The organism is Rhizobium sp. BR 314 (genome assembly GCF_047445805.1).
Lineage (GTDB): Bacteria > Pseudomonadota > Alphaproteobacteria > Rhizobiales > Rhizobiaceae > Rhizobium > Rhizobium lusitanum_B.
The window spans coordinates 1-14,846 of sequence record NZ_JARWLA010000029.1 but is presented as its reverse complement, the minus strand read 5'-3'; the positions used below and the strand labels follow the sequence as shown (position 1 = coordinate 14,846).

General features: G+C 56.7%; 15 protein-coding genes and 1 pseudogene. 9 read left to right on the top strand and 7 right to left on the bottom strand.

What is annotated here, in order from left to right; all coding sequences use genetic code 11:
* Positions 1 to 2: 2 nt before the first annotated feature.
* The 4 genes from QD461_RS26915 to QD461_RS26900 all read left to right on the top strand — a co-directional run bounded on the left by QD461_RS26915 (position 3) and on the right by QD461_RS26900 (position 3,049).
* Positions 3 to 623, top strand: a complete 621-nt coding sequence (locus tag QD461_RS26915; protein ID WP_004119892.1) for a hypothetical protein — start codon at positions 3 to 5, stop codon at positions 621 to 623.
* On the top strand, positions 620 to 1,078 hold the full coding sequence (locus QD461_RS26910) for a hypothetical protein (protein ID WP_240535451.1): 459 nt from the start codon (positions 620 to 622) through the stop codon (positions 1,076 to 1,078). The genes QD461_RS26915 and QD461_RS26910 overlap by 4 nt, the downstream gene beginning before the upstream one ends.
* Before the next feature lie 152 nt (positions 1,079 to 1,230).
* Positions 1,231 to 1,821, top strand: coding sequence for a helix-turn-helix domain-containing protein (locus QD461_RS26905; RefSeq protein ID WP_015341966.1), 591 nt, complete (start codon positions 1,231 to 1,233; stop codon positions 1,819 to 1,821).
* Positions 1,814 to 3,049, top strand: a complete 1,236-nt coding sequence (locus QD461_RS26900; RefSeq protein WP_004119898.1) for a type II toxin-antitoxin system HipA family toxin — start codon at positions 1,814 to 1,816, stop codon at positions 3,047 to 3,049. Before QD461_RS26905 ends, QD461_RS26900 begins: the two co-directional genes overlap by 8 nt.
* 85 nt (positions 3,050 to 3,134) lie before the next feature.
* On the opposite strand, the gene QD461_RS26895 is transcribed toward QD461_RS26900, so the two are convergent.
* Both QD461_RS26895 and QD461_RS26890 read right to left on the bottom strand, forming a co-directional pair.
* Entirely contained in the window at positions 3,135 to 4,274 is a 1,140-nt protein-coding gene (locus tag QD461_RS26895) for a UvrD-helicase domain-containing protein (protein ID WP_004119901.1), read from the bottom strand.
* Positions 4,271 to 5,902 carry an ATP-dependent nuclease gene (locus QD461_RS26890; RefSeq protein WP_004119902.1) on the bottom strand — a complete coding sequence of 544 codons (1,632 nt, stop codon included), beginning with the start codon at positions 5,900 to 5,902 and terminating at the stop codon, positions 4,271 to 4,273. Before QD461_RS26890 ends, QD461_RS26895 begins: the two co-directional genes overlap by 4 nt.
* Before the next feature lie 152 nt (positions 5,903 to 6,054).
* Here QD461_RS26890 and QD461_RS26885 point away from each other — a divergent pair, with 152 nt between their 5' ends.
* The 4 genes from QD461_RS26885 to qatD are packed head-to-tail and all read left to right on the top strand — an operon-like array spanning position 6,055 to position 10,800.
* Positions 6,055 to 7,905, top strand: coding sequence for a P-loop NTPase fold protein (locus QD461_RS26885; RefSeq protein ID WP_004119903.1), 1,851 nt, complete (start codon positions 6,055 to 6,057; stop codon positions 7,903 to 7,905).
* A gap of 44 nt (positions 7,906 to 7,949) precedes the next feature.
* Positions 7,950 to 8,792, top strand: coding sequence for a Qat anti-phage system associated protein QatB (gene qatB / locus QD461_RS26880; RefSeq protein WP_414090381.1), 843 nt, complete (start codon positions 7,950 to 7,952; stop codon positions 8,790 to 8,792).
* Positions 8,793 to 8,827: 35 nt separating this feature from the next.
* Entirely contained in the window at positions 8,828 to 10,063 is a 1,236-nt protein-coding gene (gene qatC / locus QD461_RS26875) for a Qat anti-phage system QueC-like protein QatC (RefSeq protein WP_240535453.1), read from the top strand.
* Positions 10,060 to 10,800 (top strand): Qat anti-phage system TatD family nuclease QatD, encoded by a 741-nt coding sequence (gene qatD / locus QD461_RS26870; RefSeq protein WP_004119906.1) that lies wholly within the window; start codon positions 10,060 to 10,062, stop codon positions 10,798 to 10,800. Before qatC ends, qatD begins: the two co-directional genes overlap by 4 nt.
* 255 nt (positions 10,801 to 11,055) lie before the next feature.
* Here qatD and arsK read toward each other — a convergent pair whose 3' ends face one another.
* The 5 genes and pseudogenes from arsK to QD461_RS26845 all read right to left on the bottom strand — a co-directional run bounded on the left by arsK (position 11,056) and on the right by QD461_RS26845 (position 14,160).
* Positions 11,056 to 12,291 (bottom strand): arsenite efflux MFS transporter ArsK, encoded by a 1,236-nt coding sequence (arsK, locus tag QD461_RS26865; RefSeq protein WP_004119907.1) that lies wholly within the window; start codon positions 12,289 to 12,291, stop codon positions 11,056 to 11,058.
* Positions 12,288 to 12,494: pseudogene (locus QD461_RS26860) on the bottom strand (arsenical resistance protein ArsH); the annotation flags it as partial. The pseudogene QD461_RS26860 and the gene arsK, both read right to left, overlap by 4 nt.
* 450 nt (positions 12,495 to 12,944) lie before the next feature.
* Entirely contained in the window at positions 12,945 to 13,160 is a 216-nt protein-coding gene (locus QD461_RS26855; protein WP_004119909.1) for a hypothetical protein, read from the bottom strand.
* 91 nt (positions 13,161 to 13,251) lie between these two features.
* The gene (locus QD461_RS26850) at positions 13,252 to 13,602 is read right to left on the bottom strand and encodes a DUF3088 domain-containing protein (protein WP_004119910.1); all 351 of its coding nucleotides are present in this window, start codon (positions 13,600 to 13,602) and stop codon (positions 13,252 to 13,254) included.
* Between the two features lie 279 nt (positions 13,603 to 13,881).
* The gene (locus QD461_RS26845; protein WP_004119911.1) at positions 13,882 to 14,160 is read right to left on the bottom strand and encodes a hypothetical protein; all 279 of its coding nucleotides are present in this window, start codon (positions 14,158 to 14,160) and stop codon (positions 13,882 to 13,884) included.
* Between the two features lie 519 nt (positions 14,161 to 14,679).
* Here QD461_RS26845 and QD461_RS26840 point away from each other — a divergent pair.
* Positions 14,680 to 14,846: transposase family protein (locus QD461_RS26840; RefSeq protein WP_331384430.1), on the top strand; the 167-nt coding region annotated here is incomplete at its 3' end.

The following is a 14,846-nucleotide window of genomic DNA, read 5'->3' as shown; positions in this document are numbered from 1 at the left end:
ATATGGATACGAGCGACACGCCGCGACAAGAGGTGCCTGCCTCCACGCTTCCGCAGATTCAGGTGACGGTACAGGGCATCACCAACCAGTACGGCGCCGAATGCCTCGGGCAGCAGATGTTCCACATTCTGCGCGAGGTCGGGGAATATATCGATATCAGCGCGCTCGACGGTGTGACCGTAGCGGTCGATTACGACGAGGCGCTGCGCGACCTCGATCGGGGCGTCGAAGGGCTGGCGCCGTTGAGCCGCACCAATGACGAGGGCCTGGCCGGCGTCGGAAAGAGTGTCGTGGTCATGCGTGGCGACGCCGTGAAGACACATATCGTTTTGTCCGCGGGTCCGGTATGCCCGATTGTGCTCGAGGGGGCCGATCGCGATGAAGAGGATTTCCGCACGGCCATTGCCATCATCGCCCATGAATGCGCACATGTCGAAGAAATCGCCTTTCGCGAGGACCAATTCCCGGCATCCATTTTCGTCCGCCGACCGGGCATTTCATCAGCGATCACGAGCAGCACTTCGCCGAAGCCTGCCGGGGTGAATATGCGGTCTGCCGTTTGTCGGCGGGGTTCGCGGTCAACGAGGAAGCCCGTTTCCGCGACAATTTGGCCGTTCGGTTGAAGGATTGCCGCGGCAGGGCGCACGATGCCATCCGGTCCTATCGCCTGCATGGCAATGTGGTGCGGGTCTTTCAGGAAGTCGGTATTGTCATTCTTGAGCCCTTGCGGATCGCATCCTACCTGTTCGGCCATCTGGACGGGATGAACGAATCCGACAACCTCTGCGAGGTGGCGCCAGAATTGCCGACCGAGGATCAGGCTTTGGTCAGGGCGATCGGCCGGCTGGTGGAGCAGCTGCGCGGCCTATGGGATACGCGTGGTGAGTGGCCGAGCTATGATGCGCTGATCGATGTCGGGGCGGTCGGTTACCGGCTTTTTGAGGAATTCGGCGTGCATGCGCAGCCGCAACCTGACGGGCAGGCCTATATCAATGTCCCTTTCACAGTGGATACGATGCCGGCAGGGTCTGCACAGGCCGATATGTTGCGCGCCCTCATGGGCGGCTACAGAAGCTAGGCCGGTATGATGAGTCATCATGGCTGATTGACATATGATTATATATAAAATTGTTCAGTGATACAGATCTGTATATCAGAGTTGCGCTGCCTTACGGAATTGTCTATATATTATCCTGTATATCTCCCATCATGCGATACAGGATAATGATCGTGGCATATAAAACAGAGCATATAACACAGCAGTTACGCGCTGCCCGGGAAGGACAGAAAGTAAGCCAGCGTGAGCTGAGCGCTCGTTCGGGCCTGACGCAGAGCCATATTTCCCAGATCGAGCGGGGTACAATGGAGCCTGGGCTCGGCAGCTTGGTGGATGTGGCGCGCGCGCTCGACCTCGAGATCGTCCTTGCGCCGAAGAAGCTGATGCCGGCGATCCGCAACATCCTCGAAAGTAGTTCGGCGTCGAATGACGTCCTCACATCTGACCAACGCAAACTGGTCGCGCGTCTCGAGCGATCGTCTGCGCAGTACGGGTATGGGGTCGGGACGAGTGCCGACGCGGACGCGTTCAAGGATAGCCTGGGCCTCCTACGCCATCTGCCACTGACTCCCGACGAGCTGGACATCCTCAGGCGGGCAGCCAACCGCCTTGAAAATTCTCAGACCGACAAGATGTCACGTCAGGAAATGGGTGCGATCGTTCGCGAGATAAGGCAACTGCGCAACGCCGCGGTGCATCGCGACCGGGATGACGCAATCCCGCGCTCGGCCTACGCGCTGGATGAGGAGGACGATGATGCCTAAGGTCACGGTACTCGATGTCAGGCTAAACGGAGAACCGGTCGCGACCCTGACGAACCTGCAGGACGGGCGCACCATCTTCGCATTCAACGAGGACTATATCGAAAACGAAAAGCGGCCGACACTCAGCTTGTCCTTCAAGGACCCGTTCGGCGCCCTGATTACGAAGTTCCGCCCATATAACATGGTGGTCCCACCCTTCTTCTCGAACCTGTTGCCGGAAGGGCCGCTGCGAAAATACCTCGCCGAGCGTGCTGGCGTAAAACAGACGCGGGAATTCTTCCTGCTCTGGATGCTCGGTCGTGATCTGCCCGGTGCAGTGACGGTCCATCCCACCGTGGGTGATGACCTGCCGCCCGATGACGAGCAGGCTTCTGTCGAAGCGCGACCGAATGCATTGCGCTTTTCGTTGGCCGGTGTGCAGCTGAAATTCTCGGCCTTCAAGAACACCACGAAGGGAGGCGGCCTGACTATTCCGGCCGAGGGTACCGGTGGATCATGGATCGTGAAGCTGCCCTCCCAGCAGTATAGCGGCGTGCCGGAGAACGAATTCTCCATGATGACCATCGCCGCGATGATGGGCATGGACGTGCCGGAGATCCAGCTGGTCGAGCTGGATGCGGTGAGCGGCCTGCCACAGGGGGTAGGAGAACTGCACGGGCAGGCGCTCGCCATTAGGCGTTTCGACCGTACGCCGGAGGGTCCGGTGCATATCGAGGATTTTGCGCAGGTGTTTGGCGTGAAGCCGGATGACAAGTACAGCAAGGGCAATTACCGGATGATCGCCCGCGTCCTCGGCATCGAGACGAGCACGGCCGACGTGGCGGAGTTCATCCGCCGGTTGGTCTTCAGCACACTGATCGGCAATGGCGACATGCATCTGAAGAACTGGTCGCTGATCTACCCCGATCGCCGTACCCCTGCGCTCTCGCCGGCTTACGACCTGCTATCGACAATCCCCTATATCGAGGGAGAGGATACGGCCGCGCTTAACTTTTCACGCACGAAAAGAATGGCGGAGCTATCGAAGGACGAGCTTGCACATCTGGCCGCCAAGTCGGCGCTGTCCGAAAAGCTGGTCCTCGACACAGCACGCGAGACGGTCGGACGGTTTATGGATGTGTGGAAAAACGAGAAAAACAACCTGCCGATGGCCGCGAAGGTGCGCGAGACTATCGATGCACATCTGCCCACAATCGAGCTGTATCGGGAATTCAACGAAGCTACCTAGAAAAAGGTCATCATCGGAAGATGATGCCCCACCGCCAAGGATGAAATCATAGATCTATATAGGGTGCATTTTCCGGAGATTTTCGCTACTGGAACAATGTGAATCCTGGAACGACTTCACCATCGGCAAGGTCATGGACCACCGCTACCGTATGCCTTGCGCGGGTTAGGGCAACATAGAGTTTTGCACGGGTTTCGGCTTTCAACGCCGATTGGGCGCTCTTCAGCCAGTCCATCATTTCATTCGTCGGATAGATAATGACGCGGTCAAAACCGAGTCCCTTGGATCGTCCGAATGTAAGCGACGGCAGTTCTACAGATGCGACCTTAACGGCGGAACTCCATCGCAGCTGTACCGGTCGTCCGGTCTTGAGATAGCGTGGCAGATCGTTACGTCGGACGATGTGGAGACCCGCATCACCAGGGACCGGCTGCCTGCAGTCGACGCATTTACATGCAGTCGCAGCCGCCAACTTTGGATAGAGCTTCGACGATAGTTCACAGATAGCGGTGCTATTTCGGTGCGATGTCATGAGGCTGGTCACATCAATATCGCAGGTAACCTTTCGGGGAAGTTCCGCCCGAATGAAGTCGGCAATGCCGCCATCCCTGTACTTCTTAAGGCGAGCCTCCAGATGGGTCACATAGGTGACCTGACGGGGATCACCCACCATGACGACGTTGACGGGGCTTTGGAAGAGCGCCGCCAAAATGTCGAGGTCGTGGCCTGCCAGATCCTGCACCTCATCTACGAAAATAAAGTGATAGATACGGGAAAGCCGCTCGATGACAGCGCCGTCCGATGCCTCGTTGCACCGTATCATCAGCCTCGACAATTTGTCTGAATAGACGCGATTTCGACGGTCGAAGTAGCAGCGTCTGAAATCTTCCTCACCCCAATACATGGGACGGCCTTGCCGGTCGCGCCCGCGCAAACCGGATCTCTGCGAAACTAGAAGCATGCCAGCGACATCCCAATCGAACAGCTTGCCTTGAAAGGGCTTGATGCCGTGCTCGATCAGCAGACTGAACCAGGTCTGGATATGCACGTTGCCCGGAACCGAGCCATTGATTTCGAAAAATTTGCGCCGGATCTCTTTTTCGTTCGATTCCGTGTAGGTGGTGATGAGGACCCGTTTTTGTTCAACGGCAAGCGCCTGCCTGACGAGGTAGGTGGTCTTCCCCGAGCCTGCCGCAGCAATGACGAGCTTATTCGGCCCCATCATTTGGCGATCGCATCCAGAATATATTTCGGATAACTGATTTTCGTCTTCGCCGAGAAAATCGCCAGCGCGCATTCGGTCTTGTTGTTCTTCATATAACGATGAAGGTTATCGAGATCATGCTTGGTACCGAACAGCGTGTTGAAGGTCTCGACGCTATTGGATTTGACCAGTTTCGGCTCAAGGGTGTTATAGTTGAAAGGCTTGCCGCCGAGGACCAGGTCGCCCTTATCCACCACAGGATCATAGCAGATTGTGATATGATCGACGTCCTTGTATTTGGCGTACTTCTTTTCAAGCGCAGCAGTATCCCCGTCGTTGTCGGTTGCGACCACGACGGGGATTTTCAGCGCCGTCGCCAGTTCGAGAAAACGCAGGAACGAAAGCCCGACCGAGATGACATCGATCTCGTCGTCGATCGGCAATTTTCCCCCGTTGGTATCCATGTAGGCCCGTTGGACGACCAGCTCGTCCGCATCGCCCTCTACAAGGATCGACTTCTGCGACAACACGAGACGCAGCGTGTCATAGCCAGGCAGCTTATGGAAGAAGTCGCTCGCGTCCAGATCCTCGATCCGTGTGACCTTCGCTTCCCGTAACAGGATCAGGTGGTCCAGTCCTAGTTTGTTCGCGACGAAGCTGCTATGCGTGGTGATGATGACCTGCTTGCCGCTATTGTCGGTGCTGATATCGCTGATGAGCTGGTTGAGCTTCGAGTGCGAGAGGTGGTTTTCCGGTTCCTCGATCAGCAATACGGTCGCTTCGCTGTTCTTTTTGCTGCTCAGCGCGAGTCGCGTTTTGACGATGCACTGCTCGCCCTTGCCGATATAGTGGAAGGGCACATCCTCGATATAAGTCATGAGGCTGTTTTCCCAGGCATTATGAGACGACATATCGACCGAGATGCTGACCTTTTTTCGGCTGATCTTCGCCGCTTCCGCCAATCTTTCATTAATGGCGCCGACATTGCCGTCGGCCTTGAAGGCGTCTTTCAGCTTGCGGTGGGCTTGGGATATCGCAACACGTTCCTTGTCGTCCAAAAACTCTCTGACGATGCGGGAGATGTACATATCCGAACCGCTCTGCACACGCGTGCTTGTTGAATCGATGAGGGCCGATTTAATGGGAATGGTGCGAGGCATCGCCGGTTGGCGGGAGAATTCCGACCATTGCACCTGATAGAATTCCAAGGGTATCGAGTTGATCTCCCTGTTCTTCAGCAACTCGGTATAGGCACCGTCATATTTCTTGTCGAACTCGATCGAGAAGAGAAGGCCGCGAGCCTTGTCGTTTTTCTCGGAATTCCCGTTTCCGCGCAGGTCTTCCAACGCGTCGCTATCACCGCCGAAAAACAGCTCGATCTGGATCTCCGGCGGATCGAGAGGTTGTTTCGCGGCGATGCTGTCCAGATACGCCCGCTCGACCTTCCGGTTAAAAAGATAGGGAGATAATTCGTTGCGCAGGTATTTCCCGTTCAGCATACCCGTCAGGCATAGATGGATAGCTTCGAGCAGCGTGGATTTTCCGGCTTCGTTGTTGCCGACGATGATGTTGACGCCCCGATTGAAATCGGCTGCGAACCAGCCTTCGAAACACTTGAAGTTCTTTATCTTGACCTTCTCGATGTACATCGACTTCCCTATTTCCAGCGAGGCAAGAATTTCCAAATTGACACAGCTTCGGCGCGAACAATACGTTGCAAATGTAGGGTGACGCGAATCATCGGTGCGACGTCTCGGTGCGATGGTTTTACTATCGACAGGTGCGACGGGGGAGGCCTTGAATGTGGGCAGATAATGAGACTGAAAAAGACTTCCTTAATTTTTCGGGAGTGGCCGACACCGTAGCGGAAATCATCGTCCAGGCGCGGGGGCGCCCAATTTCAATCGGTGTCTCGGGATCATGGGGCATTGGAAAATCCTCCATGATAAAACTGACCCAAGCATCCCTCGCTAACCGAGAGAGGAAAGAAGGCGAGAAGGACTTCGTCTTCGTCGAATTCAATGCTTGGCTTTACCAAGGTTATGACGACGCTCGCGCCGCATTGATGGACGTCATCGCGACGAAGCTAGAGCAGGAAGCAAGAGCGCGCGAAAGAGGAGTAGACAAGGCCAAGGCGCTCATCAAGCGCGTGAACTGGCTGCGTGCAATGAAGCTCGCTGCCGGTTCGGCGATAGCGGTGTCGATGGGACTTCCTCCAACTGGGCTCATCGGCGAAGTGTGGGGGCTGGGGCAGCGGTTTCTAGGTGGTTCCGTCGACCAAAAACTAATCGAAGACGCCAAATCGAAAGCGGGTGAGGTGGCAAGTGCTGCCTCCGGGCTTCTCAATCCGGCAGAGGAAACCTCACCACCTAAGGAAATCCAAGCCCTCAGGGATAATTTCGAGGAGACCCTTGAGGAGCTTGGGGTAACTCTTGTCGTGTTGATCGACGACCTTGACCGTTGCCTCCCCGAGACGACGATCTCGACCCTTGAGGCCATACGGCTGTTCCTGTTTCTGAAAAATACGGCATTCGTCATCGCGGCCGACAACGACATGATCAAACACGCCGTCCGCAAGCATTTCGAAGGCGTTCCCGACGATCTACTTGTAACGAGCTACTTCGACAAATTGATCCAGGTGCCTATCCGCGTTCCTCCCTTGGGAACGCAGGAAGTCCGCGCGTACATGATGTTGCTCTACATCGAAAACAGCGACTTGAAGGACGACGTAAAGGAAAAACTGCGGGTTGGGATAATCGATCAGTTGCGAAAGACGTGGCAGGGCGCGCGCGTCGACAAGGCATATGTAACGGGACTGCACGAGAACATACCGGCAGATCTTATCGGACGTTTTGATACGGCTGAAAGGCTTGCGCCTATCATGACGACTGCCTCGGGCATCGTCGGTAATCCCCGACTGATCAAGCGTTTCCTGAATGCACTTTCTATCCGCATGGCGATCTCCAATGCTCAGGGCGTCGGCGTGGATGAGGCGGTCCTCGCCAAGCTTCTCCTGTTCGAACGTCTCGGTAGCCCGTTGGCTTACGCCGAACTATTGAAGGCCGTTAGCCAAGACGATGACGGCAAACCCAGATTCCTGAAGGATTGGGAAGAAGCGGCCACAGAGGGAAAAGACCTAAACCTTGCCGCGCCCTGGGATGCTCCTTTCTCGAGGGAATGGCTGGCTTTGCCTCCGCCGCTACACGATGCGAAGTTGTTGGGCGCTTTGTATGTGAGCCGCGAGCACGCGCCGCTCATAACGCCCGGTGACCGTTTAACGACCGAAGCGGCCGAAATATTGACCGCAATGCTCACCCACCCTGAAATGGCTGCGGCCCTGGTCGACAAATTGGCACGCGTGTCGCGCGTAGAAACCTCGATCATTATGGATCGTCTCCTGGACCGTGCTCATCAAGAACAAGAATGGGGAGTTCCAGCTATCCTGGAAGCCTGCCTCGCGGTTGCGAAAGCCGATCCTCAGCAAGGACTACGATTGGCGGCATTTCTGAACGATCGTCCACCGGCGCAGATTACTCCGGGGATCGTTCCGAAAATCGGAGACCAACCTTGGGCGGACGGCGTTTTCGAGAAATGGAAGCGCACGGGCGTGCCGCTGGTGGTCAAAAGAGCGATTGAGAAGGCCGAACAATAATGGGGACATCTCAATCAAGTAACGGACCCAAGGGAGGCGTCCACATGGTGCCCGCGTGGACCCCCGCGCCACCGGCGGAAGATCCGCCTTCCGGTGATCAACCACCGGACGCGCCGCCAGACCCCGCTCCAGATCTAAATCCGCCGGAGCAGGAGCCGGTAGATGCCGCTCCCAACAAACCCGTTGCGCCTAACGTGCCGCCACCAGCGGCCCCTCTCGCGCCCGGTCACCGGTTCGCTGGTACCCGCCGAAGCCTTGGCGAATTTGCGAAGGCCGGAAACTTAAGTGATATGCGCCGCAGCTTGGGAAACTACGTGCGTAACGGCTACGGCGGATCGAGGACGACCACCAGCAGATTTGGTGGGACCGCTTCCACAGCCAGTGCACTCGGCGGCATCCTCGAAACTATGGGGCAACAGCCCGCAGGCAGTGCACTGGATCCGGCGCTTCTTGCGGGCCGCACCGCGAACGAGGTGATGGATGCTGTCGTCGAAGCGGTTCGGCCGGTCGACGGCACTCAGGACGCCGAGGCTGAACGAACCGCCATCAAGGACTCGCTTTCGGATCTCTTGGTGAAGTACCCTGATGCCGATTTGGCTGCCCTGACACCGGAACAGCGTGAATTCGCCATCGAGCGTTTCACCGCAATGGATGTTGCTCGTCGGTTCGAACTCGATGTCGGAAAAACAATCATCGAGAAAGCGCCCACCGCCACAGTGGCTCTCAGTCGCCTGAAACAGGTGCGTGACTACATCAAGCAGACCGTAGCTGCTTCCTTTCGCAAACTCAGAGCGGCGGGCAAGAGCGTAAACTCGAACCGTATCGCCGCGGTGGTTAGAGATGCACTACGGGATACCTTTCAGGTTTTCGAGGGATACGCAGAATGAGGCTCGTTTGTGGACCTGGATCGTTCGAGCTTCCATTGGAAGAAGGCGATCTGCGTGTTGTCCTGTATGGTCAGCCACGCATCCCCTCGGAGGCAAGTGCGGGTGAAGCCGTCAAGGCAGAGCTTCGGCGAAAGGGGCTGAACCCCCATCGACGGGCATGGGATCTGCTTTCGATCGCACTTTCAATCATCACCGCCGACTTTTCGGTACTGCGGGATGACAGCGCCGATGGCTGGACTAGAGAGATTGAACTCGATGTCGCCGTTTCCGACCGAGCTTTCTGGAATACGATGGCCAACGAATTTCGGCAGGCGCTCGCGTTCCTGACAACGGACCGCTGGAAGCTTCGGTTTCATGACGGCGGCGTTTTACCCGCTCCGCCGAAGAAGATTTCGGTGCTGAAAGAAGACTGCGTCGTGTTGTTGTCCGGCGGATTGGACAGTCTCGTTGGCGCAATCGATCTGACTCGTGATGGATTGAAGCCGGTGGCAGTCAGCCAGAACGTTCGAGGGGACGGTCTGAAGCAACGGGATTTCGCACAGGAAATTGGTCTGACGAAGCACCTGCAGCTCAATCACGTTGCGACTTCCCCCACCGTGCAGGAAACGTCACAGCGAGCGCGCTCTCTGATCTTTTTGACCTTTGGCGTGGTCGTAGCTACATCGCTGGAGAAATACGCAAAAGGCAACACCGCCCCGCTCTACGTTTGCGAAAATGGGTTCATTGCGATCAATCCGCCGCTCACCGGTTCCCGGCTTGGAAGCCTGAGCACGCGCACGGCGCACCCTGTCTTCCTAACGCGATTCCAGAAGATCCTCGATGCCGCAAGCCTCAACGTGAAGATCGAAAATCCCTACGCCCAAAAAACGAAGGGCGAGATGCTTATCGAATGCAAGGACCAGATTTTCCTTCAGACCGAGGCCGCGCATTCGACCAGCTGTGGGCGCTTTCAGCGGTTCAATTACCGGCACTGCGGTCGCTGCGTTCCCTGTCAAGTGAGACGGGCAGCATTCGTCGCATGGGACGCGAAGCGCGATACGACGGATTACGTCTACGAGCCCTTGGGAAAGGATGATGAAGACCACGCGTCGTTCGATGATGTTCGTTCCGTTGCCATAGCGTTGGCTTCGGTGAAAGCTGACGGCCTCGATCGGTGGCTTGGCCACACCTTGTCGCCTCCGGATATTGGTGATCGTAACGGTGTCCGCGGCATGCTAGATCGAGGGTTAAACGAACTCGGTGAGCTGCATCGACTATATGGTGTTAAGTGATTGACTTCCATTGCCATCTTGATCTGTACCCGGATCCTGTTGCGGTCACGCAGTCCTGCGTGAGCCGGAATATCTATGTTCTCTCTGTCACTAACACGCCCTCGGCTTGGGAAGGTACGCTTGCTCTTTCACATAAGGCAAAGCGGATCAGAACGGCGCTCGGGCTGCACCCACAGATTGCACATGAACGCCATGGCGAACTTCCCTTATTTGAAAAACTCCTGCCATCAGCCACATACGTAGGGGAGATCGGGTTAGACGGCTCACCCGAGTTGCGACCCCACTGGGAAACCCAAAAGCGGGTGTTTCATCGCATTTTAGATCTATGCGACCAGGCGGGCGGTCGTGTAATGACTATTCATAGTCGGCGGGCGGCCACGCAAGTAATGGACGCACTCGAAGCGCACAAAGGCGCAGGAACACCAATCCTTCATTGGTTTTCGGGGACAAAGCGAGAGCTGGATCGCGCCGTCTCCATGGGCTGTTGGTTCAGCGTGGGACCAGGGATGATCCATGGTCAGAAGGGCCGGGATATCGTCAAAATGATCCCCCGTGATCGCCTGTTAACCGAATCTGACGGACCATTCACACAAATCGAGGGCAGGTCTGTTCTACCATGGGAGCTCGACCGCGTATTGAACGCGATCGCAGAACTGTGGTCGGAAGATGCGCTTTCGGTCGAAGGGCGGGTGGCGGAGAACTTACGACAATTGGGCTATGGTCGAGCCGAAAGCTAACCGCGCATAAGGGGCGCGATCGCTTGTCGAGAGCATCCTCCTAAAATATGCGTTGCGTCAAAACCATGGGCCATTCGATTTATCGCGAAATGAATGTGTTTTCAGTACCTTGCAAAATTTCGTTCCGGTCGGTAGTTCGAATTGGTTCAAGGCGTGCGAGGTTGGCGATATGGCGATCCTTGCGGCACCGTCGAGGACATCTCGAGATCTGTTGAGCGGACTGTCTTCGATCCTTCGCAAAGGCTGTTGAAAAGATCAGGTCTCGGCACGGTTAAGAGCGAGATGCGAAGGGTCAGGCAGGTGCGCCAGCCGGCTGATTGCGACGAACGCAAATACGGCAATCGCGCCGACAGTGGCGGCAACCGTTAGTGACCAGAACACCCCGACGTTCGTCATCAGGAATGCCAGGATAAAGGGCGCCGTCGACGAGACCACCAGACGGATGGCCAATACCTGTCCCTGTCGTTGGCCGTAACCCTCACTGCCGAAGAGCGCCAACGGCAAGGTTCCCTGCACGATGCTGCTCAAGCCCGAGCCGAGGCCAAAGACCACGGCGAACACCAGTGCGCCTGGCACGGAGGGGGCGGTGACAATCAGGATGACCAGCGCGGCCGGCAACAGCACGGCGGAGATCAGCGCCAGCACCAGCTGCGGTAGGCCGCCTCCGAAGACCATGTTGATGAACCGGCTCAGCACCTGCGACGGGCCGAACAGCGTGCCTACCATGAGCGCCATCGCTCCGAGCCCAAGTCCCGACAGAACCGGGACCATGTGGACGAGGAGCGCGGCATTGACAAAGCTCTCCAGCGCAAAGCCTGTTACCATTAGCATGAAGGCTGGCGAGCGGATCGACGGAGAGAGACTTGGCTCGACATGCTTTGCAGGCTCGGCCGATGCACGCTTGCGGCTTCTGGTGACGCTGGACGACAGCCACGCATGGATCGGCAGGCAGACAGCGACATTGAGCGCAGCGAAGACCAGATAGACATTCTGCCACGACATATGCGCGTTGAGCGCCGTCGTGATCGGCCAGAAGATCGTCGAGGCGAAGCCGGCGATCAGCGTCAGGTAGGTAATGCTGCGCTGGGCGACCTTTGGTCTGATCTGAACGAGAAGCGCGAAGGCCGCACCGTACTGCACGAGATTGGAAGCCGTCTCAAGCGCGATCAGGGCGGCGACGAAGGCAATCTTGCCAGAGGCAAACGCACAAGCCACAAGGGCGGCGGCGGCAATCGCCGAGCCGGCTGTCATGACGCGACCGGCACCAAAGCGGTCGATCCACTTGCCCATGGCTGGGGCCGCCAAGCCGCCGATCAGGAGACCGGCCGACAACGCGCCAAAAATCCATTTCGACGACCATTTCAGATCCCGCGCTATGCCCGGTGCGAGGATGCTGAAGCTGTAATAGAGCGATCCGTACCCGATGATCTGCGTGAGACCGAGGGCAAGGATAGCCGCGACGGGCGGTCGTTCGGTGCTGATCATCGTCATATGGATTTGAGGCTCACGCGCTGTTCGAGTTTTTCGGCCTCCTCTTTCCGCTCGCTGTAGCGGTCTGTCAGGTAGCCGGACGCATCACGCGTCAGCCAGGTGAACTTTGCCAGCTCCTCGCAGACATCGACGACACGGTCATAATAGGAGGATGGCTTCATCCGGCCCTTGGCATCGAATTCCTGGAAAGCCTTTCGAGTGCTGCGGCAACCTCCCGCTCGCCCCAACCGGCGTCGACCGCCTTGCTGACAAGGCGAAGGACAGATGCAGCGCGTACTGGCACCAAAGGTGCCGGTCCGGATCTGAACTCTCACAGCGAGGAGGTTGAATATAGTCATCTCTGAAATGTCGCGATTATCTTTCTCCGCGTCAAGTGATGGCCGCCTTGCCACCAAGGATATGCGCACAGTTGAACTTGGATATCCGCCACACCGGTAGTGCTTTCCTACAACCCCTGATCAACCTAATTATGCGCGATTTGCAAGTCATTTACCGTCGCTGCAAGACCATTGGTATGGATGGAGGGGGCTGCGTATGCCAGCCTCGGGCTCAGGTCTAAGTGATTTGCCAGCAGGTTCCTCTTTAACCGATTGGCTATCTTCCGAGACCTCATCGCGAGCAGGGGCCATGGCCCCACCCACGCCTCAGAGCATCTATTTCCGCAACAATGCTTGGTTGGCTTTGTCCAGGCAGACGGCGGCGAATGCCAACAGGATCGTGCAAATCGATGAATAGATGGTGCTACGGAACACGTCGGCCATGCCCACATCGATCCTCAGAAATTCAAGTGTGGCGCCGATCATAAAGAAGATTGCGCCAAGGCCGAGCACCAAGACTGCGGCATTCAAGGTCAGGCGTACCAGTCTCATCCGTTCATGTCCTCTCCCTTTAGGCGTCACGACACCGAAGTGGTGATTCTGTCCGGCTTTTGAGAACGAGTGAAGAACCGCTTTTCACTGGTTATGGATGTGGGAGCGGAAAGCAGTGCCGATCCGATAGCGCGGCAAGGATCTTGTCTTTCTCTGCGATGAAGATGCGCCCCTCATAAACCCCTGTTTGATGAGGCGAGCTGTCTCCCTCCGCTAGTACCAGCAAGGGCAAGGACTGGTTTTGCTCTCCAACAAGGGCGATGACGCTTTGTCTGGGTCTCGGCCATTCTATGCGCTCGACATTAAGCTTCATCGCCAAATCCGGGAACGAGGCCAGCACCCCCTCCAGAAGGGCGCAGTGCCAGCAATAAAACTGCTGACCTGGATAGGCAGAATCGTCAAAGCCCGGGCGCAGCAAGAACAGTCGGTCGCGGTTCGCCATTTCATTTCCTTTCCGATTTCAGTGCATTGTAGAGCGCGGGCTTGCCAATCTTCAAGTGCGCGGCAGCCTCTTGCACGGCCCGCAAAACGTCCGTTTGTCGGACAGGCTTTTTCCAGTTCGCCACACCTCCGCAACGAAATTGAAAGATTAGGCAAAGGTGCGGTATGGGTCAATTTAGGCCGAATAGGCTGTCCGAAATATCTCCTCTGTTCGAAAGCCTGCCAAGATAATTTATGACCAGGTCATTTTGCCCCGTACGGACAGTTATTGGACTGCGTGTCAGTTTCTGCAGTCGCTGCCAGTGATCAAGTCCCTGATCGGAAACATATCTTCGCCGTAGTGGTGAAGCCGGGTGTGATGCCGTCGGCATAACCACCGCACCCTTAAAGGCTCATCGTATTGATCATGATGGGCATCGACCGCTTCGATCCCGCAAACCTCGCATATTTGCTTTTCTAGCTCGCCTGCCTTCACCGCTCGCTGCACAGCAAGGTGAGCATCGTATTTGCCTGGATTGGCACGGCGCCAATTCGCTTGGCGGGTATCGGTTTTCAGCATCACAGCATCCTGCTTGTCTATCCCTGCATCACCTATGAAACGAGGTGCCGTGAATAGGCATAGCACGGCGTAAATCGTTCTTCATTTGTTTTCCCATCGGTGCCACGTGATTTCACAGGCACGTCCTTCGGACCAGGCTCTATTCCGCCGCAGCCTTGCTGCAGCTCCACGGAACCCCTGACGGGTTGGTGTTCCCACAGGTGGCGGTCCGTAATGTATTTAGGCGTGCTGGCTATGATGGACCGAGGTAGAAAGCGCGTGTTGTCGACTATGTAGCTGACGCTTCCGCTGACGCCCTCGAGTGCGGATGCTATGGCCCGATCGCACATCCTGTGAATAGTACTGCCCCATGCACCTGAAACCGCCTCCTGGGACCAGGCTTGCTCCAGCCCTTGCTTCAACACGATTGATCCGACGTCAAGGGAAGCGGTTTCGAGGCACGGCTCTGAACTCGGGTTAACGTTTCTTCCCTGAACGGTTTGGGTGTGATTCAAGAGTGTCGGTGATTTGGAGGCCGACATGTTTGAAGACGATCGCCCGCGGCTGCGGGTTTTGCTGGACCATTTTAGTCTCGTTGAGGATGAGCGGGAGCAATGGCGGGTCGCCCATCCGTTACCCGAGGTGCTTCTTCTGGTCGTTTGCGGGACGATCGGCGCATGCGACGATTTTGACGAGATCGTCGAATG

Bases quoted from the DNA above. Each gene is read 5' to 3' on its own strand.
- QD461_RS26915 (WP_004119892.1), top strand. From the start codon at position 3: ATGGATACGAGCGACACGCCGCGACAAGAGGTGCCTGCCTCCACGCTT.
- QD461_RS26900 (WP_004119898.1), top strand. From the start codon at position 1,814: ATGCCTAAGGTCACGGTACTCGATGTCAGGCTAAACGGAGAACCGGTC.
- QD461_RS26895 (WP_004119901.1), bottom strand. From the start codon at position 4,274: ATGATGGGGCCGAATAAGCTCGTCATTGCTGCGGCAGGCTCGGGGAAG.
- QD461_RS26890 (WP_004119902.1), bottom strand. From the start codon at position 5,902: ATGTACATCGAGAAGGTCAAGATAAAGAACTTCAAGTGTTTCGAAGGC.
- QD461_RS26885 (WP_004119903.1), top strand. From the start codon at position 6,055: ATGTGGGCAGATAATGAGACTGAAAAAGACTTCCTTAATTTTTCGGGA.
- qatB (WP_414090381.1), top strand. From the start codon at position 7,950: ATGGTGCCCGCGTGGACCCCCGCGCCACCGGCGGAAGATCCGCCTTCC.
- arsK (WP_004119907.1), bottom strand. From the start codon at position 12,291: ATGACGATGATCAGCACCGAACGACCGCCCGTCGCGGCTATCCTTGCC.
- QD461_RS26855 (WP_004119909.1), bottom strand. From the start codon at position 13,160: ATGAGACTGGTACGCCTGACCTTGAATGCCGCAGTCTTGGTGCTCGGC.
- QD461_RS26850 (WP_004119910.1), bottom strand. From the start codon at position 13,602: ATGGCGAACCGCGACCGACTGTTCTTGCTGCGCCCGGGCTTTGACGAT.
- QD461_RS26845 (WP_004119911.1), bottom strand. From the start codon at position 14,160: ATGCTGAAAACCGATACCCGCCAAGCGAATTGGCGCCGTGCCAATCCA.